21 protein-coding genes are annotated in these 24,738 nt (G+C 42.7%); 8 read left to right on the forward strand and 13 right to left on the reverse strand.

All coding sequences use genetic code 11. The annotated features are described in order from the left end of the window. Positions 1-29: 29 nt before the first annotated feature. From ligD to EAH55_RS16455, 4 genes are all read right to left on the reverse strand, one after another. The gene (gene ligD / locus EAH55_RS16440; RefSeq protein ID WP_121810598.1) at positions 30-2,756 is read right to left on the reverse strand and encodes a DNA ligase D; all 2,727 of its coding nucleotides are present in this window, start codon (positions 2,754-2,756) and stop codon (positions 30-32) included. Between the two features lie 12 nt (positions 2,757-2,768). Further along, a complete protein-coding gene (locus EAH55_RS16445; protein ID WP_121810599.1) occupies positions 2,769-2,945 on the reverse strand; it encodes a DUF3606 domain-containing protein in 177 nt (58 codons plus the stop codon). Between the two features lie 521 nt (positions 2,946-3,466). After that, positions 3,467-4,399: an alpha/beta fold hydrolase gene (locus tag EAH55_RS16450; protein ID WP_121810600.1), complete on the reverse strand. Its 933-nt coding sequence runs from the start codon at positions 4,397-4,399 to the stop codon at positions 3,467-3,469. A 51-nt stretch (positions 4,400-4,450) separates the two neighbouring features. Then, on the reverse strand, positions 4,451-5,239 hold the full coding sequence (locus tag EAH55_RS16455; protein WP_121810601.1) for an alpha/beta hydrolase: 789 nt from the start codon (positions 5,237-5,239) through the stop codon (positions 4,451-4,453). Between the two features lie 390 nt (positions 5,240-5,629). Here EAH55_RS16455 and EAH55_RS16460 point away from each other — a divergent pair, with 390 nt between their 5' ends. From EAH55_RS16460 to EAH55_RS16470, 3 genes are all read left to right on the forward strand, one after another. Beyond that, positions 5,630-7,177 carry a sensor histidine kinase gene (locus EAH55_RS16460; RefSeq protein ID WP_121810602.1) on the forward strand — a complete coding sequence of 516 codons (1,548 nt, stop codon included), beginning with the start codon at positions 5,630-5,632 and terminating at the stop codon, positions 7,175-7,177. Between the two features lie 157 nt (positions 7,178-7,334). Next, on the forward strand, positions 7,335-9,635 hold the full coding sequence (locus EAH55_RS16465) for a tetratricopeptide repeat-containing sensor histidine kinase (RefSeq protein WP_121810603.1): 2,301 nt from the start codon (positions 7,335-7,337) through the stop codon (positions 9,633-9,635). A 12-nt stretch (positions 9,636-9,647) separates the two neighbouring features. Then, positions 9,648-11,609 (forward strand): sigma 54-interacting response regulator, encoded by a 1,962-nt coding sequence (locus tag EAH55_RS16470; protein WP_121810604.1) that lies wholly within the window; start codon positions 9,648-9,650, stop codon positions 11,607-11,609. A gap of 17 nt (positions 11,610-11,626) precedes the next feature. On the opposite strand, the gene EAH55_RS16475 is transcribed toward EAH55_RS16470, so the two are convergent. From EAH55_RS16475 to EAH55_RS16485, 3 genes are all read right to left on the reverse strand, one after another. Then, the gene (locus EAH55_RS16475) at positions 11,627-11,962 is read right to left on the reverse strand and encodes a hypothetical protein (protein ID WP_121810605.1); all 336 of its coding nucleotides are present in this window, start codon (positions 11,960-11,962) and stop codon (positions 11,627-11,629) included. Positions 11,963-12,235: 273 nt separating this feature from the next. Then, entirely contained in the window at positions 12,236-13,531 is a 1,296-nt protein-coding gene (locus tag EAH55_RS16480) for a sugar MFS transporter (RefSeq protein WP_114938400.1), read from the reverse strand. A 31-nt stretch (positions 13,532-13,562) separates the two neighbouring features. After that, positions 13,563-14,207, reverse strand: coding sequence for a carbohydrate-binding family 9-like protein (locus EAH55_RS16485; RefSeq protein ID WP_162996907.1), 645 nt, complete (start codon positions 14,205-14,207; stop codon positions 13,563-13,565). 252 nt (positions 14,208-14,459) lie between these two features. Here EAH55_RS16485 and EAH55_RS16490 point away from each other — a divergent pair, with 252 nt between their 5' ends. Continuing rightward, on the forward strand, positions 14,460-15,803 hold the full coding sequence (locus EAH55_RS16490; protein WP_121810607.1) for an FAD-binding protein: 1,344 nt from the start codon (positions 14,460-14,462) through the stop codon (positions 15,801-15,803). 14 nt (positions 15,804-15,817) lie between these two features. On the opposite strand, the gene EAH55_RS16495 is transcribed toward EAH55_RS16490, so the two are convergent. The 5 genes from EAH55_RS16495 to EAH55_RS16515 all read right to left on the reverse strand — a co-directional run bounded on the left by EAH55_RS16495 (position 15,818) and on the right by EAH55_RS16515 (position 19,820). Further along, positions 15,818-16,237, reverse strand: coding sequence for an RNA recognition motif domain-containing protein (locus EAH55_RS16495; RefSeq protein WP_114938403.1), 420 nt, complete (start codon positions 16,235-16,237; stop codon positions 15,818-15,820). A gap of 497 nt (positions 16,238-16,734) precedes the next feature. Next, positions 16,735-17,550, reverse strand: coding sequence for a DUF4097 family beta strand repeat-containing protein (locus EAH55_RS16500; RefSeq protein WP_121810608.1), 816 nt, complete (start codon positions 17,548-17,550; stop codon positions 16,735-16,737). A gap of 13 nt (positions 17,551-17,563) precedes the next feature. Further along, positions 17,564-18,430, reverse strand: a complete 867-nt coding sequence (locus EAH55_RS16505; protein ID WP_112572088.1) for a DUF4097 family beta strand repeat-containing protein — start codon at positions 18,428-18,430, stop codon at positions 17,564-17,566. Between the two features lie 13 nt (positions 18,431-18,443). Beyond that, complete coding sequence (locus EAH55_RS16510; protein ID WP_121810609.1) at positions 18,444-19,259, reverse strand: HEAT repeat domain-containing protein; 816 nt, start codon at positions 19,257-19,259, stop codon at positions 18,444-18,446. Between the two features lie 12 nt (positions 19,260-19,271). Next, on the reverse strand, positions 19,272-19,820 hold the full coding sequence (locus EAH55_RS16515; RefSeq protein ID WP_208644865.1) for an RNA polymerase sigma factor: 549 nt from the start codon (positions 19,818-19,820) through the stop codon (positions 19,272-19,274). A 181-nt stretch (positions 19,821-20,001) separates the two neighbouring features. Here EAH55_RS16515 and EAH55_RS16520 point away from each other — a divergent pair, with 181 nt between their 5' ends. Next, entirely contained in the window at positions 20,002-20,364 is a 363-nt protein-coding gene (locus tag EAH55_RS16520; RefSeq protein ID WP_112572091.1) for a nuclear transport factor 2 family protein, read from the forward strand. A 79-nt stretch (positions 20,365-20,443) separates the two neighbouring features. On the opposite strand, the gene uxuA is transcribed toward EAH55_RS16520, so the two are convergent. Next, positions 20,444-21,640: a mannonate dehydratase gene (gene uxuA, locus EAH55_RS16525; protein WP_244228229.1), complete on the reverse strand. Its 1,197-nt coding sequence runs from the start codon at positions 21,638-21,640 to the stop codon at positions 20,444-20,446. Positions 21,641-21,859: 219 nt separating this feature from the next. Here uxuA and EAH55_RS16530 point away from each other — a divergent pair, with 219 nt between their 5' ends. The 3 genes from EAH55_RS16530 to EAH55_RS16540 all read left to right on the forward strand — a co-directional run bounded on the left by EAH55_RS16530 (position 21,860) and on the right by EAH55_RS16540 (position 24,734). Beyond that, positions 21,860-23,251, forward strand: coding sequence for a sensor histidine kinase (locus EAH55_RS16530; protein ID WP_121810924.1), 1,392 nt, complete (start codon positions 21,860-21,862; stop codon positions 23,249-23,251). 62 nt (positions 23,252-23,313) lie between these two features. Continuing rightward, positions 23,314-23,691 (forward strand): response regulator, encoded by a 378-nt coding sequence (locus EAH55_RS16535; protein ID WP_121227148.1) that lies wholly within the window; start codon positions 23,314-23,316, stop codon positions 23,689-23,691. After that, positions 23,691-24,734: an adenylate/guanylate cyclase domain-containing protein gene (locus tag EAH55_RS16540; protein WP_208644866.1), complete on the forward strand. Its 1,044-nt coding sequence runs from the start codon at positions 23,691-23,693 to the stop codon at positions 24,732-24,734. The genes EAH55_RS16535 and EAH55_RS16540 overlap by 1 nt, the downstream gene beginning before the upstream one ends. Positions 24,735-24,738 lie beyond the last annotated feature (4 nt).

Genomic DNA, 24,738 nt, shown 5'->3' on the forward strand with positions numbered 1-24,738 from the left:
TGACATGGTTTTTATTCGTTACCGTGCGCCTATTCAAACACGCTCTTCGCTTTCTTAATTGTTTTTTCCAGGTCAATACCTTTTGCCAATACTCCTTTAAACAGATCACCGGTTTCTTTCAAGCGATCTATAGAATTAAAAATGGTAAAATCCTTCATGGTGAGGCCTGGTTTTACTTCATCCCAATGCAAGGGCATGGAAACCGTTGCACCCGGTTTAGGCCTTAATGAATACGGGCCTGCAATGGTTGCCCCCGGACGGTTTTGCAGAAAATCGAGGTACATTTTACCATTTCGCTTGGCTACCATACGTTCCAGGCTGGTATAATCGGGAATTTGCTTGTGCACAATGCCGACAACCAGCCGGGCAAACATTTGTGATTGATCATAGTTATACTTGGCCCCTAACGGAATATAAATATGCATACCTGTTGAGCCTGATGTTTTACAACACGATGGCACGTCAATGGCGTCCAGCACTTTTTTCACCTCCAAAGCGGCTTCAATAACCTGGTCGAATGTGTTTTTATCCGGATCGAGATCTATCACACAATAGTCGGGGTTATCCGGCGATTTCACCCGGCTAAACCAGGGGTTCATTTCAATACATCCCAATGAGGCCATCCATAATAAATAGGACTCATCTGAACCAACCAGGTATTCTTTGTGCTCCCCTTCCCCATTGGTATATGGGAATGTTTTGGTCATCCAATCCGGAGCTTTGCCTTTTATATCCTTTTGATAAAAGCTTGGCCCATGAATTCCATCAGGGAACCTGTTGAGCGACATTGGCCTGTCTTTCAGATATGGCAAAATATAATCCGCAACCTGGTAATAGTAGTTAAACATATCCCGCTTGGTTACACCATCTTCGGGCCAGTAAACTTTGCTCAGGTGGGTAAACTTGAGCTCGTGCCCGCATATTTTGCGTACCTGCGTTTCATCCTTGGGGTTCAGCAGTGTTTTACGATCTGTATTTTCCACGGGTTTAATAGCTTTTGCGGGTTCATCTTTATCCTCGCTCGCGGTTTCCTCTACTGTTTCGGAAGTATGCTTGGGCGTTTCCAGCACCACATCTTTCGCCTTTTTATCGGTGCGCATCCCTTTGAATGATGCCTGCCTGAACACACCATCGCTTGTTACCTCGGCAAAGGCAACTTCACAAACAAGCTCGGGTTTAAGCCAGGTTGGCTTCGCTCCCATACGCTGCGGCCTGAAACGCGATGGCTTATCTATATCAGGCTCCACCTCAAACGGGCTTTTATCCATAACGAGCGGCTTGAACTGCGCCATCATTTCCTTTTGCAGCTTATCTGAAAACCCGGTGCCTACTTTACCTACATATTGTAGTTTGCCCTTATCATCATACAAAGCCAATATCAACGCGCTGAAGGATTTTGAAGTGCCGGCATTTTTAGTAAAACCGGCAATGATCACCTCCTGCCTGCGGTGTACTTTTATTTTAAGCCACTCTTTTGAGCGAAGATCAGACGTATAAACACTGCTTGCTTTTTTTGCGATAATGCCTTCCAAACTGATGCGCTCGGCAGCTTTAAAAAACTCGATGCCACCGGTATCAAATGACTTGCTCTGCCTGATCTGGTCATTATTGGTTGGCAAAATCGCACTTAAAATAGCCTGACGCTGCTTTAGCGGCAAGCCCATCAGATTTTTACCTTCATACCAAAGGATATCAAATACATAATAAACCAGATTGCCATCAGCCTCACTCCGCCAGTTTTGCAATGCGCCAAAATCAGAAATGCCTTTGTCGTTCAATACCAGGATCTCGCCATCAATCACCGCGTTGATCTGCCATTCTTTTAGCAGCTTATTGATAGGATAATATTTATCAAAAGGAAGGTTATTGCGGGAAATAAGTTCTGCTCCTTTTTTATCGATAACGGCGATGGCCCTGTAGCCATCCCATTTAACTTCGTAAAGCCAGTCGGTGTCATCAAAAGGCTCATCAACTAAAGTGGCCTTCATGGGTTTGATATTGGTTGGCGCTTTTGATTTTGGAGCTTTTTTCAATAATGCCTCAACATCAAAGGTTTCGGTATCGTTAGTATCAACCTTGCTTTCCAGTTTTTCGACCGGTTCGTTCAGGGCTTTTTTTTTAACCGGTTTTTGAGGTTTCTCTAAATCTTCTTCGTGGCCATGCTGCCAAACCTTTTCGCTGGTTTTCTCCATGCTTGTAATGGTTTTGCCGGAGAGGATAGATTTATCTTTTTTTGTAATATCTTTTGCCGAAGCAAATTCATCATTATGTTTGATAAGCAGCCAACCGTTTTCGCCCATGCCATGGGTTTTAACAAGAGCGAATTCACCTTCCAGCTTTTCGCCATGAAGTTTAATTTTTACCGAGCCCGCTTCGAGTTGTTTGAGCAGATACTTTTCCTGCGCTTTTTTGCCTTTTATTTTGTCAATAGGTTCGTAGGTACCTTCATCCCAAACTATCACAGTACCGCCCCCATATTCGCCCTGCGGAATGATGCCTTCAAAGTTTCGGTAATCAAAAGGATGATCCTCAACCATCATGGCCAAACGTTTGACCTTAGGATCGGTTGACGGACCTTTCGGGATGGCCCAGCTTTTAAGCACACCGTCCATTTCAAGCCTGAAATCGTAATGTAAACGTGAAGCATCATGTTTTTGGATAACGAACATCAGGTGATCCTTATCCTTGCTTCTGCCAGCTTTAGGCTCTTTGGTTTTGCTGAAATCGCGTTTCTCTACATACTTTTCCAGGCTCATAAGGGTAGTACTTTATTTGTTGTTCAAATACTTGGCTACCGCTGCTGCCGAATTACCCACAGCCCGTACCGCTGTTTTTAACTTTTCGGGGCGAACACCAAATTTGTTTGCCCAATATTCAACCTCATAATTTTCGCTGGTATTAATAAGGCTGTTATCCGGTGCGCCGGTTTTGTTCCTGTTGTCCATAACTGGTTTAATGACTAATGCTTCAATAACAGCACAGCCACCTAAAGGTTTGAGTATTAATTAATAAATTATTGTAATAAAATTTACAGACTTTAATAATTACTCCCATCCGTCATTCTGTTCGGCATAGTTTGGCATCATCATATAAACAAGTACAGCGAGGCAGGCAAGCAATACAAAGCGGGTAATCCAGAATATACACATTTCCATAGGTTAGTTTTTTTAGATGTTTTCTGTTTAATTTGTTGTAAAGCTTTATACAGATTGCATGCCATTGAATTAACTACATAAATATCAGCCAGTTACAAACAAACAAAAATTAAACTTTTACTATATTTCGAGTATTAACGATTATTGGCCACTAATAATCGTCGGAAACATAAGCCATTAAGCAATTTCGGCAACACATACAATTCAACTTCAACAGATTTCCAAATAACAAAGCCGGAGCGTTGGGTTACCCAATGCTCCGGCTTTTAGATAGCTTTAGCTAAAGAATGTTACTTCTTTTTGAGATGCGTTTATTTATCCAGAAAGAAATCAAGCAGACCTTTTTGTACCTGAGCAGTTTGCTCCTGTACTATCCAATGGCCAGAGTCATGAATGATCACCTCTTTTACATTTTCGGCTACAAGCTTAGAGTGATCTGCTAAAAACGCTCCGGCTAAATGGTCTGAGCCCATAGCCAGCAATGGCATTGGCAGCTTTTTCTTCATAAGCTCAACGTTATCTACTGCGTCCTGGTTAAAGGCGGCAAACCAGTTAAACGCGCCTGTAGTGGCCCCTGGTACAGAGTAAGCCCTGATGAATTCGTCAGTTTCGGCTTTGGTGAATGGTTCTTTAACATAGCCTACTATCGGCCAGAAATTAGTGAGGAATAAACCTGCTTTGCCATCAACAATTTCTCCTGAATGTGGCATGCCAAAAAAACCAAACCACCATGCTTGTGAACGCACCTGGCTCCAAACAGGCTCAACACCTGGAAGCAGGGCATCAAGCAAAGCAACTTTTTTAACATCATCAGGATATTGGGCTGCATAAGCGTAAGCTACCATTAAGCCTATATCGTGACCAACCAAATTGATATTTTTAAAGCCCAGGGATTTCATCAGCTCATGCAGATCTGTCGACATTGTTTTTTTATCATACCCGCCCACCGGTTTGGCCGATTCACCAACACCTCTTAAATCCGGAGCTACGATGGTAAAATGTTTAGAAAGCTCTGGCAATAAGCGGTTCCACATATACCAGTTTTGACCGAAACCATGCACCAGTAATAAAGGCTCGCCCTGACCACCTATAACATAATGGATTTTCACGCCGTTTACTGTTGCGTATTGATGCTTAAATCCAGCCGGAGGATTTGCCGGTTTAACCTGTGCATTGGCTATAAATGCTACGATAGTAAATGACAGTACCAGCACTGTTTTCAAGATTGAATTTATTGTTTTCATTTTGTTTGTATTGTTATTGTTTATATTAAAATTGATTTGTCGTTTGGTTAATTACTCTGGCAAAGCGCCAAGCCAGCCGGCGATGTACTCTGCATCTTCTGTCCAGGTTGACTGCCCAAGCACGTAATGATTGCGGCTTTCAGATTCCCGGTAGTCGGTAATTGAACTTTTATCACTGTATTTTTTATAGTTGGCGTAATTGAGCGAGGCCGGAATAAAATTGTCGTTACTGCCTGCTAAAAAAAGCAATGGCGCATGCGGCCTGTTAAAATCTACCCGGGCATCGTAAGTCAGTGCATCACGTACCAGTAACTTTGATTCAGGCGTTGCCAGGTCATAGTAGGCCTGCTTTTGATCCTCGTAGTTCATGCCATTGGTAAAAGCGTACTGCCATTCCCTGAACGACATGAGATATGATTTTTTTGATGAGGTAAAAAAGCCCAGTGCTCCCCAGCCTGCTTTATAAAACGAATATTTGAAAGTAAATACCCCTTTAGGCTGCAGGGAATGAATGGCGACACCAGCTGCTCCTAAACCCCGCTGCAACAATAATTGTGTTATCAGGCCGCCCATTGAATGCCCTATAAGGATGGGTTTGTGAGGTAATGCCTTTATGATATCGACAAAATATTCGGTTAAACCGGCCAGGCGCTGTGATGCAATAGCAGCGTCGGGCTGCCTTTGGCGTAAATCACAGGCCGATGCGTTTTTATGCGGCCAGGCCGGTGCCAGGGTAGTATATCCCTGCTCCTCAAAATATATTTTCCAGTTATCCCAACTACTGTTGCTTACAAAAGCGCCGGTTATAAAAACTATTGTTTTTGAAACTTTCTTTTCCATGATCGCTCTAAATTCTTGTGCTATGTTTCATCATTTTGGCACAATCATGGCAATTGGCACACCAATTATTCAAAACACTGATTAACAGATATTTAAACAAAGTTCAAGATTTTACAAATTACTTTATCTCGTGGCGTGACGAAAAAAGGGTTGCGAAATAGAGCGGTAAATAACAAAAATACCACTCGCCATATTTCGTGACACCGGACAGAAGGGACGAAATATCGCAAGGTTTTTTGTCAGGCGTTTTGAACACCTTGGGATTTCATAGGGAGGCCTCTTTTGAATTTATGAATGATAATCAGTATTTTACCGGTGCTACCTGCAAAAAACGCCAAATTATGACTATTAAGTAGTTATTGGCCTGCTTTATGCATAGCCAAAAAACTGATGAAACTGTTATTTACCCTGGGCATTATCTTATTTATACAGTTTTCCGTTTCGGGGCAGTCAAGCATTCCCCAAAAATCAGCTGCCAAATCAGCAAGTCAGCAAAGCGTCAGTCACGACTCAAACAGGTTTAATCTATTGCTCGATAGTGCGGATCAGTTCCAAAGGCAAAACAAACTGCAAAAGGCTTCTCATTTATTAAGGGAAACAGAAAACGGACTTTCATCCGCAACAATCAGTCAAAAAATACAACTCTATACACGCCTGCTCAATATATCCGCAACGCTTAAGCAGTACCAGGTAGCTGATAAATATGCAGATAAACTACAATCCATTCCCACAGGCATTAATAATGAGGCAACAGAACAATACGCTATTTATCAGGCACTGATCCCCTATTTTCTGGCAACAAAAAAGGCTGATAAAGCAGTTGGCTATATCACCCTTCATAATGGATTAAGCAAAGCACAAAACAACACCGCCGGCCTGGCCCAAAATAACCTTTGGCTTTTTAAACTTGATTCTCTTCGTGGTAACCATCTTGCGGCTTTAGCCCATTACCGGGCGTATGCTGCTTTAAAAGATTCGGTATTTGAGCAAATTAAAAAGGGGCAAATAGCGCAGCTTGATAGCCAATACCATACTAAAAACAAAGACAAGCAGCTTAAAGACCAGGAAATTAACATCACACTTTTAAAAAAGCAGGAAGTTTTACAACGTCAGCACCTTAACCAGGTAAGGTTAATCCAAAACATTACAATAGCCTGCGCGGCAGTACTTTTTATGCTGTCAAGTGTGATATATAGCCGTTACAGGCTTAAGCAATCTGCCAATCAAAAACTGGAGGCCCAGCAACTGGAGATTAATCAGAAAAACGAAACGTTGGAGCATCTTGCCGAACAAAAGGACGTGCTGATTGAAGAAAAAGAATGGCTTATCAAGGAGATCCATCACCGGGTAAAAAACAACCTGCAAATTGTGATCAGTCTGCTCAATACGCAGTCGGTTTACCTTAACGATGAAAAAGCCCATGCCGCCATCCGCGAAAGCCAGCACCGGATGCAGTCAATAGCATTCATTCATCAAAAGCTTTACCAGTCAGAAAGCCGGGCTCTCATTGAGGCCCATATTTATATAGCCGAGTTAATTGAATATTTAAGCAACAGTTTTGACACCGGTAAACGGATCTGTTTTGAAAAAGACCTGGTTGATCTTGAGCTTGATGTATCGAGGGCCGTACCCATCGGCCTCATCCTGAACGAAGCGATTACCAACTCCATAAAATACGCTTTCCCTAATGACGCCGACGGCTGCATCAGCGTATCGTTGTGTTGCGTTCAGGAAAATAGTTTCAGGCTTTGTGTTAGCGATAATGGCATTGGTTTACCGGAGGGTTTTGAAATTGCCAAATGCCGGTCGTTAGGGATGAATTTAATGCGGGGCTTAAGTAAACAAATTGGCAGCAGCCTCAAGCTCGAAAACAATAACGGTCTTAGCATCAGTATTGATTTTAAGGACGAAAAGCTGCTAAAACCCAATCCCAATTAAAACCAAATGGCGAAATAAAGTAACCTTACGAAATAAAGTAGTTACAGAAAATCACATAAACCATAAAACAATACAAATCAACACATTAAAGCAAAGGCATATCATTTGCATACGCACATTAAAATAACAATAAGGCTTCATGGTGTGAAGCATACTGATGGACTACGCTAAATCAAGTTTCGAAGAGGTGGTAAAAAAGTGGCTGGCTACATGCTGCCTGCTGCTATGTGCTTTATTGGGTTTTGCGCAGCAACCATCCCTGCCGGCTTTAAAAAAACAATTACAGAAAAGTAATGCCGATTCTGTACGTGTAAACCTGTTGATAAAAACCGGCAACTACTTCTTATCAAAAAAACTTGCCGATAGTGCACAGTATTACGCTTCGCAGGCAGAAAACCTCAGTGCTTCCTTAAAATACGTTGAAGGTACAGGCAACAGTTATATACTAATGGCACAGGCCAGTATTATCAGGAAAGATAAAGATGCCTGCTACCCAATGATACAAAAAGCAATTGATTTGTTTACAAAATACAAATTGTACCGTCCCACCGCGGAAGCTGTTATCAGGCTTGGCGATGCGCATGCCGTTTTCGAGGGTGACGACGTTAACCGCAAAATAGCATCCCTGCAAAAAGCGTCCATCGAACTGCATAAATCAACTGATAAAAAGCGTGAGGCCGACGTATTGAAAGACCTTGGCGATAATTTACAGATTCTCGGTCGTCACGAAGAGTCGTTAACCATACTTAAGCAGTCGTTTGCCGTTTATCAATCTATTCATTATCCTTATTTACAAGGCATTTACGATTTGATGGGGAGTGTATCGGCACAACTTGGCGATTATAACAAGGCCATTAAATACGGTTTATTAGCCGTCAAAACTGCCGAAGCTGTTAACGACACCACCATGCAGCTTTGTACTATTTATAACAGGCTTGGCCTCACCTACTATATCACAAGGCAGTTTAAAATAGCTCAAAACTATTTTGAAAAATCGCTGGTGATTGCCGAAAAGTACAAGGATAGCGGCTCCATCATCTTGCTGGCATCTAACCTCTCAGTGATTTACCTGAAATACAACAAGCCCGAAAAAGTAATACCGCTTTTAAAACGAACCGAGGCCAATCAGCCCAACATGAGCATTGAGCAGCGCGCTACTATCGAATCGTTGATACTGATTGCTTATGCCACCATGAAGCAATACGATGAAGGGTTAGCATATTGTAAAAAGCAACTTGAAATAGCGAAGCAATTGGATCAGCACAGTAACCCCCAGGAAATTGTACAACATGCTATTGCCAACTTTTATATTGCGTTTAAGATGGATAAACCTGCGCGCGAGCACCTTGCCCATTTTCGCAGCTTGAGCATAGAGCATCAAAACCCGGCAAATATTGCCAAATCATATTTGCTTGCCTTCAAACTCGACTCGGCCGAAACCAAATATGCCGAGGCGGTTGAAGCCTATAAAAAATATACCGCTATTAACGACTCCCTGTTCAGCAAAAAAAAAGCTAATGAAATTGAACGTCTACAAATTCAGTACGAAACTGAAAAAAAGGACCACGAGCTTAAGATAAAAGAGCAAAATATACAACTGCTTACCAAACAAGCACAGCTTCAAAAAGCCAATATTAAACAGGAAAGGCTTACCCGTAACCTGACTATTGCAGGCGCTGCTTTACTGGCGTTGTTGTTGGGTTTAAACTATAACAGGTTCAGGTTAAAACGGCGCATCAATCAAAAACTACAAGTTCAGCAAAACGAAATAAGCCAGAAAAACAGGTCGCTCACTACGCTTGTGCAGGAAAAAGATAACCTGCTGGAGGAGAAGGAATGGTTGATGAAAGAAATCCACCACCGGGTAAAAAACAACCTGCAAATCGTGATTAGCCTGCTTAATACCCAATCAAACTATATTACCAATGATATTGCTTTTAACGCCATACGCGAAAGCCAGCACCGGATGCAGTCCATTTCGCTGATTCATCAGAAGCTTTACCAGTCCGAAAATTTAGCCCTGGTTGATATGCCGGCTTATATTAACGATCTTGTTGATTATTTAAAGACAAGCTTTGATACCGGTACAAGGATCAGTTTTGAAACCCATATTGTTGATGCTGAGTTTGACGTAACGCGCGCTGTTCCGCTGGGTTTGATCCTGAACGAGGCGATTACTAATGCTATTAAATATGCCTTTAAAGACGGCAGAGAGGGAAAGATCAGTATCAGCATGGAAGAAACCGATCATAATACCTATATTTTGAAGATCAGTGATAATGGCAGCGGCATTCCATCGCCCGAAAATATTACCAAGAGCAAAACCCTGGGCATGAGCCTTATCAGGGGCCTAAGCAAGCAGGTTGGCGGTACATTTAAAGTCGAAAACGATAATGGCCTTTCGGTAATTATTGAATTTACTAATGATAAGTTTATAAAAGCGGTTAAAAACATTTAATACCTATACACTATGAGCCAAAGGATACTTATTGTTGAAGATGAATTTATAGTAGCAAACGATTTGTCGTTCATACTGGAAAAAGCCGGTTATGATGTTTGCGGCATAGCCGATTCGGTTGAAGAGGCCCGGGAAATCATCAAACTGAATAAGCCCCAACTGGTTTTGCTGGATATTCATTTACAGGGCGAGCTCACGGGCATCGACCTGGCGAAGGAACTGGCAGAGGAGAACATAGCTTTCGTTTACCTTTCGGCAAATTCAAACCAAAAAATATTGGAAGAGGCCAAAGCCACCAACCCATATGGCTTTATGGTGAAACCCTTTCGCGAAAAGGATGTGCTGGTGAGCCTGCAGATAGCCCAATATTTGCATGAGCAAAACATGAGCACTAAACGCAACAATGAGCTTACGCTGCAAAACTCGTTAAACGATATTATAGGCGACCCAACCGAATGGGACCAAAAACTGCTCAGGATAGCTAAAGCATTGCAGCCACATATCTCCTTTGATTACCTGGCCATTGGCATGAAAAACCTTGGCCCCATTCCGTACGAAGGATCAAGTTATCTGAGATTAAGCTTTAATGAATACCAAACTATTGGCATTGATGAATTGCTGAACATAACCGGGTTAAAAAGAAACGAACTGTTAAAACTCCAGGAGGCAGCCGATGAAGATAAAAGATCAGCATGGTACAACGATGCTGATTTCACGAAGCTGACACAACAAAACCCCGCCAAAAAACTGATCGCGAAAACCTTCCAAATGGCATCAAACCTGGTGATGTATATCCCGGTTGCCGGGCAGCCTGGTTTTACCTTTTCTTTTTATAGCCGTAAGGCTGATGCCTACAACAACCGGCATCTTGCGCTGGCCAACAGGTTGCAGCGATCATTATCGGCCGCTATTGAGGGTATAATGAAGCAGGCGGACAATGTAGCTATCAGACCTGTCGCTAAAAAAGAAGTCCCTATTAAAACTGAAAGCAAACCAGGCTTTGAAGGCATCATCGGCAGCAGTCATTTAATGCTTACCGCGCTTGACCACCTGAGCCTTGTAGCGCCTACTGAAACATCGGTACTTATTTTAGGCGAAAGCGGCACCGGGAAGGAACGCTTTGCTAAATGTATCCACCAGCTATCGCCACGAAGCAAAAAGCAGTTGGTAGTTGTTAATTGCGCCGCCCTGCCAACTCATTTAATTGAATCCGAATTATTTGGCCATGAAAAAGGCGCGTTTACAGGAGCGGTTGACAAGCGGGCCGGTAAATTTGAACAGGCATCCGGAGGTACCATATTCCTCGATGAAATTGGCGAACTACCACTTGAATCTCAAGCCAAATTATTACGCGTATTGCAGGAAAAAGAAGTGGAAAAACTTGGCGGCAGAGAAACCATTAAGGTTGATGTACGTGTGATAGCGGCTACCAATTGTAACCTTGAAAAAGAAGTAGCGGCAGGTAAGTTCCGGTTAGATCTGTATTACCGGTTAAACATCTTCCCTATCATCCTCCCTTCTTTACGTGAGCGCAAGGATGATATCCCTGTACTGGCAGAGCATTTTATCGAAAAATATTCGGCTATGGCAGGCAGGCCAAAACTCACACTATCCAAACAGGCCTTAGCCGACCTCATGAACTATAACTGGCCCGGCAACGTACGCGAGCTGGAACACCTGATAGAACGCAACGTACTTTTAACCCGGGGAAATGTGATAGAAAGGATCATGTTACCCGGTATAATTCCGTCTGCCGTAACTCCGGCAGCTTCAGTTGTATCTATTGGCGACAAGGTTAAATCAATTGATGAAAACGAACGCGATTATATCCTGGCTATACTAAAAAAATGTAATGGACGTATTGCAGGCCCCGGTGGTGCCGCCGAACTGCTGGATGTACCTTCAACTACATTAAACAGCAAAATGAAACGCCTGGGCATTACCCGTAAACACGTATCAGATAGCGGGAATTAAGCGGCCCGGACACCATATCAGTTTGCCAGCTGCGGAGCGCACAAAGCCTCGATAACCAGCAGTCCTTTGTCGCCATCCATAGTTTCAATGGTATGGATATACTTATACGTTTGCGTCAGCTGGTCAAAACCCTGATCTATTACGTTAATACTAAGATCGGAGATTGGAAAATCCTCGCAGTTTTGAATACAACGTAATCTTTGATTGTTTATCTGTGAAAAATCATTAGTGTAACCTTTGCCGTGCAGATCGATGACCCATTTGGTCAAAGTGCGATTTAGCTTTTTGCAGGTTTTTACGTCTTTCATGGTGCTGATCTTTAATTGTTTACCCTGTTCATTAGCATAGTTCATGAAAAGTTATGAACTAATTTTACGGTAGATGCTGTTCATTTTAGCCGTTTTAAGCCAACAATCGAACCAAAATCACAACACATTAGCAATCAACAAATTAAACAAAATTGACTTTAAATTCATAGCCATATATCGTAAAATTTTCAACATAATAACGAAATATAGCGATCACATAACAACCTAATGTTCAAATAGATAACTATCTACAAACAAAACCGGGTACCAGTAATGCCTACTGATACCCGGTTTTGTTTTAGAAATAAACTTTTATAATTATGCTTTTACATTAGCCCTGCCTGCTTTATGCCCTAAAGTTGAATAATACAGGATGAACAGGTAGATAGGAATTAGCATAATATAGGCCGATTGTGCCGAAAATTTTTCAGAGAAATAGCCATACAGCGGAGGCAACACAGCGCCGCCAGCAATACCCATAACCAATAATGACGATGCTATTTTGGTAAACCGACCCAAACCAGCCAATGCCAGCGGCCATATAGCAGGCCACATCAATGAATTGGCTAAGCCAAGCAAGGCGATACAGAACACCGATGCGTAACCGTGCGTTAATAAGGTAGCTATAGTTAAAATAATCCCCAATATCGCCGAAGCCACTAATGCCTTTTGTTGAGTTATGAATTTAGGGATGCAGAAAACCCCAACCAAATAGCCCACTATCATAGATACCAGGGTACATGAGGTAAAGAATTTAGCTGTTGATAAGGCGATATGCTGCGAAGTGCCATAAAGCGAGATGGAATCGCCGGCAATAACCTCGGCGCCTACGTAAACAAATAAGGTAGCTACGCCAAGCATTAAATGCGGGAACTGTGTAATACTTGTTTTATTTGTATTTGCAGCAGCTACCTCTTCGTCTTCATGCTCAGTGTTGATTTCTGGCAATGATGAAAAATAGATAAGTATAGCCAGCAGGATCAAAACAACCACCATAATGCCATAAGGCATGATCACCCTTGATGCAAGCTCATTTAATTCCAGCGCCTTTTCAGTTGCGCTTAAGGTTTTTAGCTTTTCGGTTATCGCGTCAATATTAGCGAGTACTACTGTTCCTAAAATAACGGGGGCTAAAGCGCCCGCTATTTTATTACAAATCCCCATGATACTAATGCGCCTTGCAGCTGTTTCGGCCGGGCCTAAAATGGTGATATAAGGGTTTGAAGCCGTTTGTAAAACCGTTAAACCTGTGCCCTGCACAAACAGGCCTATTAAAAATATCCCATAGGTACGGCTCATAGCGGCCGGTATAAATATCAACGCGCCAATAGCCATAACAAACAAGCCTATAGCCATGCCGTTTTTAAAACCAAACTTCTTGATGGTTTTGCCGGCCGGGATGCCCATTACAACGTAAGCAATATAAAAGGCGGTGGTTACAAAATAAGCTTCCTTGGTACTAAGCTCACAGGCTATTTTTAAATAAGGAATGAGCGTACCATTCATCCAGGTTACAAAACCAAAAATGAAGAATAAAGCACCGATAATTACAATCGGGTTTATCGCTGATTTTTTTACCGGCGATTCAATTACTGTACTTGCTGTTTGGGCCATATTAGTTTGTTTTGATTAGAGGTATTTTATTTTAAATGAACTTTATCGTACCAAAAAAATCCGACAGGTGGAAATCAGGTACAACGCTATCAATATTACTCCAGCTTATAAAATGCGGTTCGGGCAGATCATCGCCGCACTTAAAAAAATTCGCCCGGCAGGTAGTTTCTTTCAATGTTTTAATATCATGATAAACAAAAACATCAAAAGGGATCAGCAATGTCAGTTCCCACACATTTAAGCCGGCAGGATCATCAGCCCAATTGATGGTACTGAAAGATTTTATGCTACTTACCTTATCGTCCGGAACTTGTTCTCTGCCGTTGCGGTCTTTACCAAAGCCAACTAACGCGGTCCCGGCGGCATTAAATTCCAGGTTATAGTAATTATCATAGCCTGCAAATGCTATGAAAAACTCCACACAGCTATCTCTATAAACAGGATCATTCACATTTGTAAACGTGGCCTGCGTATGTTGTTCCTGTACAAAGTATTTTAAAGCGATGCCATGCTCCGTATGCGCTACTGAAAAGCTAACCGACGGAAAATATCCTGTATCACTCCATAATAGATTATCTATGGCGTATTTTTCTTCCTTATCAAGCAGGACTGACAGCTCATTAAGGCTATTTTTATCATAAGTACCCGGAATAAAAGGGGCGTAAACTTCCTTCACTATTATTTTATAAGTTATTTCAACTTCAATTTACCAAAAACTCATTCCTAACCAAAAGTTAATGCCGAATTAACAGGTAAACATTAATTATTTCACCAAAATAGAAAAAAGTTTATAAATTATTTAAAAATCTATTTTTTACTTTTTAAAAAACGATAAAAACTTTTCAACCCAATAAAATCCGGTAGGCGGACATACTTTTCTCTTTCATTTCTGTTTTATAATTAGCTACCTTGTAGTAACCAATTTGTTATGAAAAGAAAAACTTTCATTCAATTAAGTACAACCTTAATGGCATCTCCCTTATTATCATCGCTCCCAACATGGGCACAACAATCACGTTTACAAAACTGGTCGGGCAATTTAACTTACAGCACGGGCAATGTGTTTTATCCAAAATCGGTTGAAGAGGTACAGCAGCTGATCAAAAAGCATGATAAGATCAAAGCCTTAGGTACAAGGCATTGTTTCAATACCATAGCCGATAGCAAGGATAACCTGCTATCAACCCGCGACCTGAACAAGGTAGTATCTATCGATAAGCAAAACCACACTGTTACCGTTGAAGGCGGCATAAAATACGGAGAGCTTGCACCATATCTGCATAAAGAAGGCTTTGCCCTGCATAACCTCGCATCATTACCGCATATTTCGGTAGCGGGTTCAATCACTACGGCAACTCATGGTTCCGGTGTAAAAAATGGCAATCTTTCGAGTGCTGTTGTGGGGTTGGAAATTGTTAAGGCCGATGGCAGCATTGTGCATCTGTCCAAAGCAAAAGACGCAGCAAAGCTGAATGCCGCTGTTGTTGGACTTGGCGCTTTAGGTGTGATCACTAAAGTCACGCTGCAAATACAGCCCACTTTTATGATGAAGCAGCACGTATTTACCGGTTTACCGATGAGCGAACTAAAGCAGCACTTTGAAAAAATTGTATCGGCCGGATACAGCGTAAGCCTTTTTACCGACTGGCAAAGTGACCATATTAACGAGGTTTGGATAAAAAGCCGGATAGGTACAGATAAAGATGAAAACCTGAAGGACTTTTACGGGGCAAAGGCAGCCACAAAAAACCTGCATCCTATTATAGCACTCTCTGCCGAAAACTGTACCGAACAAATGGGCGTTCCCGGCCCTTGGTATGAGCGGTTGCCGCATTTTAAAATGGGCTTTACGCCAAGCAGCGGCAAAGAACTGCAATCGGAGTTTTTTGTGCCTTTTGACCATGCTGTTGAAGCTATTGACGCTGTGGCTAAATTGGGCAAGCAAATTGGCCCCCACCTTTTCATTACCGAGATCCGTACTATTGCTGCTGATGACCTATGGATGAGCCCCGCGCATAATCAAAAATCGGTAGCTATCCATTTTACCTGGAAACAGGAAACCGAGGCCGTATTGAAATTGCTACCCCAAATTGAACGCGAACTTTCTCCGTTTAAAGCAAGACCGCATTGGGGTAAGATATTTACCATTCCGGCTAAAACATTAGCGGCACGTTACGAAAAAATGGATGCTTTTAAAGCTTTGGTAGCCGAATATGATCCGCACGGCAAGTTCAGGAACCAGTTTTTAGCAACTGAACTTTACAACTCCTAAAGTAAGAAAGATGCTTATGGCTGCTGCCTGCGCGGACGTTTTGCTCTTGCCGGGGCGGCAGCTTCCTGTTGCTCAAACCTGTTGTTATTTTCCCTCGGGAAACGGGGCTTATTGTAGCCCTGTGGTTTTACTTTATTGAAACCAGGTTTGGGTCTTGCAAACTGCTGCTGCTGTTTTTGTTGCGGCTGATGTTTTTGCTCTGCTATCCTAACGCTTATTTCACGCTCGTCGATAGTAGCACCATTCATGGCATCAATGGCACGCTGTGCGCCAGCCTCGTCACTCATTTCTAAAAAACCATATCCTTTGCTAATGCCGCTGTCTTTATCGGTAATTATCCGTACGGTACTAACCGTACCATAAGCGCTGAACAGTTCAACAAGTTCTATTTCTTCCATATCTCGTGGAAAGCCCACGATAAAAAGCTTAATCATACTATATTATGTAATTGCAACAGGTAACCAGTCAGCAAATATAGTGCAGAAAAATGGTATAGCCTATTGCTCAACGGTCAGTTAAAAGCTAATTTGCAAAAAAAGCGCTCCGTATTTTACCCCGGAACGCTAATTTCACACAAATTGTGTAATCAACCCTGCCTATTCACTCTCATTTTGGCAGTATTTTCATTTAATTGTCATTTAAACTTATAATCAACCACTTGCTTTGGGACAGAAAGGCCAAAATGTGGTTCACAGATGGGAACAGTGCCTATTTTTCCGCTATTTCACCCTGCAGATCGGTGTTATTTACAGGCTCGATAATGGTGCATTATACCGATTAGCCATTTGCAACTTTACTGTTTAGTTTTATGTTACTGCTGTTCGCAAAACCATGCAGAAGCTGCCTAACTGGTGAAATTTGCTGATAAAATTGCCCGCGGTTTCCCCAATAGCTGACGAAGCCGCGGGTTAATAATCGCAAAGTAGATTGATTATTTTGCCTTACGGATATAAAGACTTCCGAAAGTAGTTTTCATCATCAGTTCCTGGCCACCGCCGGCTATTTTGCCGTAAACCCAGTCCTCCATTTTCAGGCTGTACATTCCTTTTTCGCCGGTGTTTTTAGTAACCACCGGTTTACGCTGCTCGGTTGCCACATCAAAATCAGTAAAAATATCGCCCTGGTCTGATTTTAATTTCACATTGGCTTTAAGGCTGGCCGGGAAGGTAACATCAACCTTACCATTGAGTGTTGAAAAAGCCATAGCCGCTTTCGCATCGATGCTTCTAAAAGTAACCTCTACGTTGCCATTAACCGTGTTGGCTACAACTGAGCCTGCAATATTGTTCAGTTTAATATAACCGTTAACATTTCTGATCTCCAAATCGCCGCTAAGGTTACTTGCGTTGATGTTACCATTATTTACTGTGGATAACTTAACGCTGGTGCTATTCATTGGCACTTTAATGGTGAGGTTAGTGGTTTTGTTAGGGCTACCATGAATATTTACCTCGTTATTATTTTCCTGGGCCTGAACATCTAAATTATTACCAGCAAATAAACGCTTCATGCCTCCCGGAACGGCCTCCTTTTCACGGTGCTTTCGTTCTTCACCCTGGGCATCAATGATAATATCCTTGCCATCGTACCCGGTTACGGTAATAGAGCCGTTAACTAAACTTATATCCAGCTTGTATGGTTTTCCCGGCTCGCTCAAAGGCACTACCAATTGGCCTTCCTGTGCCCAAAGCCTCGCGCTTAGCAGCACAGTTAATATTAATATTCCTGTAAATCTTATCGTTTTCATGTTGTTATTTTATTTACTGTTGTTTTTTGATATAAATATTGCCGTTAAGGGTTTCAAACTTAAATAGTTTCCCTCCTGCTCCTATGCGTACACCGTTATTTTTACTGAGTTTGTAGGTTGTACCGGCACCGCTTTTTGATTCGGATTTGCTTACCCTTGTAGGCAGCACTTCAGCATCCGGAAAATCGGTATAGAACTGGCCGTTCATGCTTTTAAATTCCAGATCGGCCGCCAGGTTGCCCGGATAAGTGACTTCCAATTTACCGTTAAGGGTATAGTAGTTTGAAGCATCCGGCGGTACCGAAAGATAGGTTACCGTAAGCGGCCCGTTAATGGTATGCGCGTTGGTTGTACCTTTGGCATTGGCGATGGTTATGCCGCCATTCACATTGTTTACTTTTAATGCGCCATAAACATCTTTAACTTCAACGTTTCCGTCATTTACCGTTGATACGCAAAGGTTCATGCCATAAGGTACTTTCACGGTGTATTCTAATTTCACGCTATAATGAACATGCCTGTGTTCCTCATCCCTGTTCCAGTTGCGGCGGGGGCGACTGTCATAAGGCTCGGCCGTGTAGGCAATTATGCTATCGGCTTTTTGTTCAAATCCCAGTTTAAACTCCTTTTTACCTTGTTCTACATCAGATGATTCGTTACCACGGATGGTTTCATCTATCTCGATAGATACCTGGTTACCCGAATATCCCTGCACGTTTATCGATCCAAAAACATTGTAAATAGCCAATGTGGTGCCCGAAGCCGCTCCCTGCAAGGTAAACTGCTTGCTCACGTGCTCCTTAAAATCCTGGGCATGGGCCGAAATTTGGGCAAGGCACAGCCCCAGACCTGTTAAAACAGGTATTAGTGATCTTTTCATGATTTGGTTTATTTTAAATTAGTTGGGTTATAGTTTGCTTGATCTTGTCGCGTACGCCATGATCAAGGTCTTTTTGTTTTAAGAGCTCTTTGAACGAGTTTACAGATCGCTTTTCCTGCAGTTTCAGCATCACATCGGCAATAGCCAGTTGCATCAGCGGCGAATCCTGTTCAACTATCGACTTGATGAGACCTTCCCTCACCTCCGGGTGCCCGGCAAGATGTGTCAGGGCGTCGAGCGTACTCAAACGAACATTCACATTCGGATCGTTATTGAGCGTGGCCAGTAAAGCATCTATTACCTGCTTATCAGCATGTTTGATCTCGCTGGTATAGCTCACCCCCCTGATCCGTTCAGATGCTGATGGATTTTCAAGCAGGGCCAGCATCATGGTTTGCTTAAGCTCATGCACCTGTGAGCTTAACGCTTGCAATTGTCTGTCCTGATCGTCGCTTTTATTTTTTCCGAACAACAGGTAGCCGCCAACAACCAATATCACAATCATTACCAGGTTGTAAGCCATAGGCCAGCGCGGTTGCCACTGCCAAAAGTTGCTCAATTGATATTTAATATCTGCCCAAAGGCTTCTTTGCTCCTTTACCGATTCTTTGTAAGTATCGAGCATGGCATAAAACTTTACGCTCATATTGGCCGAGGGTTCGGGTGTTTCAATTTGCCCTATATGGCCCCATAGCTGCTGCAAGGCCTCCAATTCGGTACGGCAATGGTCGCAGCCGGATATATGCTGTTCCAGCACCCCTTTTTCTTCGGCACTTAGCTCTTTGTTTATCCAACCGGTAAACAGTTCCTCATATAGCTCACATTTCATCTTAATACTGTTTTATCGTTCCATTTTTACATAAATACTTTTAAGCTCCTGCATGGCCCGGTGAATGCGCACCTTCACCGTACCTTCGGTCATGCCCAGTATCTGCGCTATCTCCTGGCATTTTAGCTCCTGGAACCGGCTCAGGGCTAAAATTTCCCGCTGACTTTCGCTTAACTTTCCCATGGCCCGGTGCAGCTCGGCTTTGGCCTGCTTTTTTTCAAAGGCTTCATCGGGTACCAGGCCTCCGGCAATGGTTTCGGCCGCTTCCACACCTTCATGCTGTACCTGCTGCTTGTTTTTGCGCCAGTGATCTTTTAAAACATTGCGGGCGATAGAGTACATCCAGTGGATATATTCGCCGGTGCCGGTAAAAGTGTGACGGTATTTGAGCATCTTATAAAACACCTGCTGCACCATGTCTTCGCTCAGTTCCCGCTGATAGGTCATGTGGAACAGAAAGCCATACAACTGCCGATTGTAGCGTTCAAAGAGCATACCCATCCTGTCAAGGTCGCCGGCTTTCACCTTTAGCATAATGGCATTGTCTGTAAGCGTGTTCAATCAGTTTGTAATTATGTAATATACCTTAAGTACTTCGGCGGCATAAAATGGTTACAGAAAATTTTTATTTTTTTTCGGGGGATACGATCCGTATCAAACTTAACAGAAATTTAAAGGAAACAAGAGATTGGTTTGAGAGGTTATTAACTAACTTTATATCAACAATTAAAACCATAAGATCATGACCACCACCGAAGTAGCAGAAAAATTAGTACAGTATTGCCGCGAGGGCCAGCATACCCAGGCTATTGATGAGCTTTATGCAGATAATATTGTGAGCCGTGAGCCAAAAGGTTCGCCAATGGAACTTACCGAGGGTAAAGAAGCCGTTAAAGGCAAAACAGAATACTGGTATGCTTCGGTACAGGAGGTTCACAGTGGTGAGGTATCAGATCCTGTTGTTACCGGTAACTTTTTCGCGGTAACTATGGATATGGATGTTACCTACAAAGAAGGCGGCCGTATGCCAATGAATGAAGTAGCCGTTTACGAGGTAAAGGACGGAAAAATTATAGCAGAGCAGTTTTTTTACAACATGGGCTAACAGCACCTAACCAATAATAAGCAATTAAGGCCTTCGCTATATGCAAAGGCCTTTGTTTTTTTTCCGGAGATGGTAAAAATTAGTTTTCCAAAGACCGGATAATTCCCAGCTCAAGCCCCCTCAGCTCGGCCAGGCCACGAAGCCTGCCAATGGCCGAATAGCCCGGATTGGTTTTCTTTTTCAGGTCATCCAGCATTTGGTGACCGTGATCCGGGCGCATAGGGATACTTAACCGGCGTTGTTTCATTACCTGTACCAGTTCTTTTACTACTGCAAACATATCTACATCGCCCTCCAAATGGTTATCTTCATAAAAATCACCAAACTCATTACGGCGGGTGCTACGTAAGTGGATAAAATTGATCCTGTCGCCAAATTGTTTAACCATAGCAGGTAGATCATTATCGGGCCTTACCCCGTATGATCCCGTACAGAAACATAAGCCATTGTTTAATGACGGAACCGCTTCAATAAGCGCATTGATATGTTCCGCAGTACTTACTACCCTTGGCAGGCCTAAAATAGCATACGGAGGATCATCCGGGTGGATAACCATTTTAATATTATTAGCATCAGCAACCGGGATCACCTGCTTCAGGAAGAAGATCAGGTTTTGCCTTAACTTATCTGCATCAATACCATCATAGGCAGAAAGAGCTTCTCTGAATTTATCCAGCGTAAAGCTTTCCTCGCTGCCCGGCAAACCGGCTATGATATTGCGCTGTAGCAATTGTTTGTCGTCATCGCTCATGCCTTCAAAACGTGCTTTAGCGCGGGCAAGGTCATCAGCAGTATATTCCTGCTCTGCCCCTTTTCTTTTCAGCATAAAAACGTCAAAGGCTATGAAGGCTGCTTTTTCAAAGCGAAGGGCTTTCGAGCCATCCTCAACAGTAAAACTCAGATCGGTACGTGTCCAATCCAATACCGGCATAAAATTATAAGTAACTATATGAATTCCACAGGTAGCCAGGTTTTGCAGGCTTTGCTTATAGTTTTCGATATACTGCAGGTAACCATCGGTTTGTGTTTTGATGGCTTCGTGTACAGGTACGCTTTCAACTACATCCCAGGTAAGGCCGGCAGCTTCAACAATAGCCTTGCGTTCATTAATGGCTTCAACGCTCCAAACCTGGCCATTGGGAATTTGATGCAGGGCGCTCACAACGCCTGTGCAGCCTGCCTGCCGAATATCATTTAAACTCACCGGATCATTGGGGCCATACCAACGCATGGTATTTACCATGCTGAAAGTATTGCTTGTATTGGTACTACTCATTTTTTTATATAGATAGGTTTAATATCAAAAACAGATGTTTTCTGCTTTTTAAACAGAACACTGATACACGGGCCAATAATCGTTATATTTTTTTAATAGCCTAACAGCTAATTGCAAATTGTTTTCGCCTGCCAATTAAATTACCCGCATAGTTTAATAATCATTGTAAAATTGTTAAATTTCGGCTTCGCATTTAATAAAAAGACAAAAACTGCCTTCATGAGTTTAGAACCTTTCCTCGCCGTATTTGTGATAACCCAGTACAGGAGACACCTGAAAATGGATGGTCTGCTAACTAAGTGGAACAAATACCTTAACATAGGCTATTACATAGCTATCGCCATTTTTATATTTGGCGTAAGTTTTGACCACGGAGAAAAACTGACCACGGTAATCTCACACCTGTTTTTTTTAGGGGTTGTAGTATGCCCTTACTATATCGAAGACCTGCGGTCGGGAAAACAGCTTGCCTTTGCGTTAATCCCCTACGCTATTGCCGGGTTAATACAGGATGTATTGGAAAAATGGTTCCCTACATTTTATGACAATCATGACAACATGATACAAAGCCTGGTGGTGTTCTCGCTCATCTGGGCGTTTTCACTTTGGCTTATCAGCAGAAAACAAACCAAAGCGCTGGAAAACGAACGCAAACAGCGCTTTGCCGAACAGGAACAAAACCGCATGATGGCCGCCATGAAGGTAAACCTGGAAAGTGAAGTGCGTGAGCGTACTGCCGAGCTTACTAAACAAACCGAAGAACTTCAACTAGCGCTGTCCGAATTGAAAAGTACCCAGGCCCAGCTGATCCAATCGGAAAAAATGGCTTCATTGGGTGAGCTTACCGCCGGTATCGCCCACGAGATCCAGAACCCGCTTAACTTTGTAAACAACTTTAGCGAGGTAAGTATCGAACTATTGGAGGAACTGAAAGACGAGGTACTTGATAAACTGCCCGACGATGTAAAGGAAGACGCGGGCGATATTATTAGCGACATTACCCAAAACCTGAGCAAAATAAACCAGCATGGTAAACGTGCCGATGCTATTGTTAAAGGTATGCTGCAACACTCACGTGCCACAACCGGTAAAAAAGAACCTACGGATATTAACGCCCTTGCCGATGAATACCTGCGCCTGAGTTATCATGGCTTGCGTGCCAAGGATAAATCATTTAATGCCGGCATGAAAACCAGCTTTGATCCTGATCTGGGCAAAGTAGAAGCTATTCCGCAAGATCTGGGCCGTGTGTTGCTTAACCTTTTTAATAACTCTTTTTACTCCGTTAGTGAAAAGAAACGGACTTTAGGCGATGGTTACGAGCCTACAGTAACGGTTAATACCCAAAAGGTACGATCTCCATCGGGCGTCAACATGGTGCAAATTACCGTGGAAGATAATGGTACAGGGATTCCACAAAAAGTATTGGATAAAATTTACCAGCCATTTTTTACCACCAAACCTACCGGGCAAGGAACCGGCCTTGGACTATCCATGAGCTATGATATTATTACCAAAGGCCATGGCGGTGAGCTTAAGGTTGAAACGGCCGAAGGTGAGTTTGCGCGTTTTGTGATCTGCATACCCGTAGGCAATGTTACCCAAAGTTAAACGCCCGTAATTTTTACGTTTAACAAAAATAAAACCATCCAATAATTTAACTTTGAACTGCTATGAAAATACTTGTTGTTGATGACGAGGCCGATGTTCAACCCTTGTTTTTGCAACGTTTCAGGAAAGAAATAAAAAACGGAGAGGTAGAGTTTAACTTCGCCCTATCCGGTGAGGAAGCACTTCATTTTTTGGAAGAGCATCATTCGCAGGTAATCCTGATCTTATCTGATATTAATATGCCGGGCATGAGCGGTTTGGAGCTGTTACGTAACATCAGGCACAGCTATGAGAAACCACCACCGGTTGTAATGATGATAACCGCTTATGGCGATGATGAAAACTACAAACAATCAATGGAACTTGGCGCAAATGATTTTTTAACCAAGCCGCTTGATTTTAATAATTTGAAAGACAAACTTAAACACTTAGAACAATAATGGCCAAGATACTGGTAGTAGATGACGAACAGGACCTGGAATTACTGATCAGGCAAAAATTCAGAAAAAAGATAAGGGAAGGGGTATATGAATTTGTATTTGCCCAAAATGGTTTTGAAGCGTTAACTCAACTGGCTTCCCACCCGGATATTGATGTTGTTTTGAGCGACATCAATATGCCCGAAATGGATGGCCTTACCCTGCTCACCAAACTGCCCGATGCCAATCCTGTTTTGAAAGCGGTAATGGTTTCAGCTTATAGTGATATGGATAATATCCGCACCGCCATGAACCGTGGCGCATTTGATTTTGTGTGCAAACCGGTAAACTTTGAAGACCTTGACATTACTATCGAAAAAACTTTACAACACGTTATCGAACTAAAAAAAACCATGCAGGCCATCAAGGAAAACAATATCCTGCGCATGTATGTGGATGAAAATGTGCTCAACTTCATGACCCATAAAGAGTTTGAGAACAGCCTTTTGAGTAACGAAACCATTGAGGCAACAGTGTTATTCATCGATATCTGCGGCTTTACCGCTATAACAGAGCACGTTGCCGCCAATACCGTTGTAGGCATGATCAATAAATACTTTGACATTATGGTACAGGAGATCATAGCTCAAAACGGCCATATTGATAAATTTATGGGCGACGCTGTAATGGCTGTTTTCCGTGGCGAATACCACCTTGACCGTGCCATTGACGCGGCCCTCGCCGTGCGCGATAAAATGCACGGGGCCGACGAGATCCAGGCCGGTGATAAAACTTTTAAACCATCCGTTTCTATTGGTATTAATTCGGGCGAAATGATCTCAGGTAACATCGGCTCCGCAACCTTAAAACGACTCGATTATACCGTTATAGGTGATGCCGTGAACCTGGCCCAGCGCCTGCAAACTGTAGCCCAGGCCAACCAGATCATAGTTAGCTCCGATGTGTATGAACAGGCTAAGGGATCTTTCGCGCTCAACAAAATTGGTGAGGTTAGTTTAAAAAACAAAGCTAATCCGGTGGAGATTTATGAGGTGGTTGATTAAGTTT

The sequence above is a fragment of the Mucilaginibacter kameinonensis genome (genome assembly GCF_003675385.1).
Lineage (GTDB): Bacteria > Bacteroidota > Bacteroidia > Sphingobacteriales > Sphingobacteriaceae > Mucilaginibacter > Mucilaginibacter kameinonensis.

What these genes read in the sequence shown, in the direction of transcription:
- EAH55_RS16450 (WP_121810600.1), bottom strand. Translation starts at nt 4,399, where the DNA reads ATGAAAACAATAAATTCAATCTTGAAAACAGTGCTGGTACTGTCATTT.
- EAH55_RS16510 (WP_121810609.1), bottom strand. Translation starts at nt 19,259, where the DNA reads ATGAAATGTGAGCTATATGAGGAACTGTTTACCGGTTGGATAAACAAA.
- EAH55_RS16455 (WP_121810601.1), bottom strand. Translation starts at nt 5,239, where the DNA reads ATGGAAAAGAAAGTTTCAAAAACAATAGTTTTTATAACCGGCGCTTTT.
- EAH55_RS16535 (WP_121227148.1), top strand. Translation starts at nt 23,314, where the DNA reads ATGAAAATACTTGTTGTTGATGACGAGGCCGATGTTCAACCCTTGTTT.
- EAH55_RS16490 (WP_121810607.1), top strand. Translation starts at nt 14,460, where the DNA reads ATGAAAAGAAAAACTTTCATTCAATTAAGTACAACCTTAATGGCATCT.
- EAH55_RS16465 (WP_121810603.1), top strand. Translation starts at nt 7,335, where the DNA reads ATGGACTACGCTAAATCAAGTTTCGAAGAGGTGGTAAAAAAGTGGCTG.
- EAH55_RS16505 (WP_112572088.1), bottom strand. Translation starts at nt 18,430, where the DNA reads ATGAAAAGATCACTAATACCTGTTTTAACAGGTCTGGGGCTGTGCCTT.
- EAH55_RS16500 (WP_121810608.1), bottom strand. Translation starts at nt 17,550, where the DNA reads ATGAAAACGATAAGATTTACAGGAATATTAATATTAACTGTGCTGCTA.
- EAH55_RS16520 (WP_112572091.1), top strand. Translation starts at nt 20,002, where the DNA reads ATGACCACCACCGAAGTAGCAGAAAAATTAGTACAGTATTGCCGCGAG.
- EAH55_RS16470 (WP_121810604.1), top strand. Translation starts at nt 9,648, where the DNA reads ATGAGCCAAAGGATACTTATTGTTGAAGATGAATTTATAGTAGCAAAC.
- EAH55_RS16530 (WP_121810924.1), top strand. Translation starts at nt 21,860, where the DNA reads ATGAGTTTAGAACCTTTCCTCGCCGTATTTGTGATAACCCAGTACAGG.
- EAH55_RS16495 (WP_114938403.1), bottom strand. Translation starts at nt 16,237, where the DNA reads ATGATTAAGCTTTTTATCGTGGGCTTTCCACGAGATATGGAAGAAATA.
- ligD (WP_121810598.1), bottom strand. Translation starts at nt 2,756, where the DNA reads ATGAGCCTGGAAAAGTATGTAGAGAAACGCGATTTCAGCAAAACCAAA.
- uxuA (WP_244228229.1), bottom strand. Translation starts at nt 21,640, where the DNA reads ATGAGTAGTACCAATACAAGCAATACTTTCAGCATGGTAAATACCATG.
- EAH55_RS16475 (WP_121810605.1), bottom strand. Translation starts at nt 11,962, where the DNA reads ATGAACTATGCTAATGAACAGGGTAAACAATTAAAGATCAGCACCATG.
- EAH55_RS16460 (WP_121810602.1), top strand. Translation starts at nt 5,630, where the DNA reads ATGAAACTGTTATTTACCCTGGGCATTATCTTATTTATACAGTTTTCC.
- EAH55_RS16540 (WP_208644866.1), top strand. Translation starts at nt 23,691, where the DNA reads ATGGCCAAGATACTGGTAGTAGATGACGAACAGGACCTGGAATTACTG.
- EAH55_RS16480 (WP_114938400.1), bottom strand. Translation starts at nt 13,531, where the DNA reads ATGGCCCAAACAGCAAGTACAGTAATTGAATCGCCGGTAAAAAAATCA.
- EAH55_RS16445 (WP_121810599.1), bottom strand. Translation starts at nt 2,945, where the DNA reads ATGGACAACAGGAACAAAACCGGCGCACCGGATAACAGCCTTATTAAT.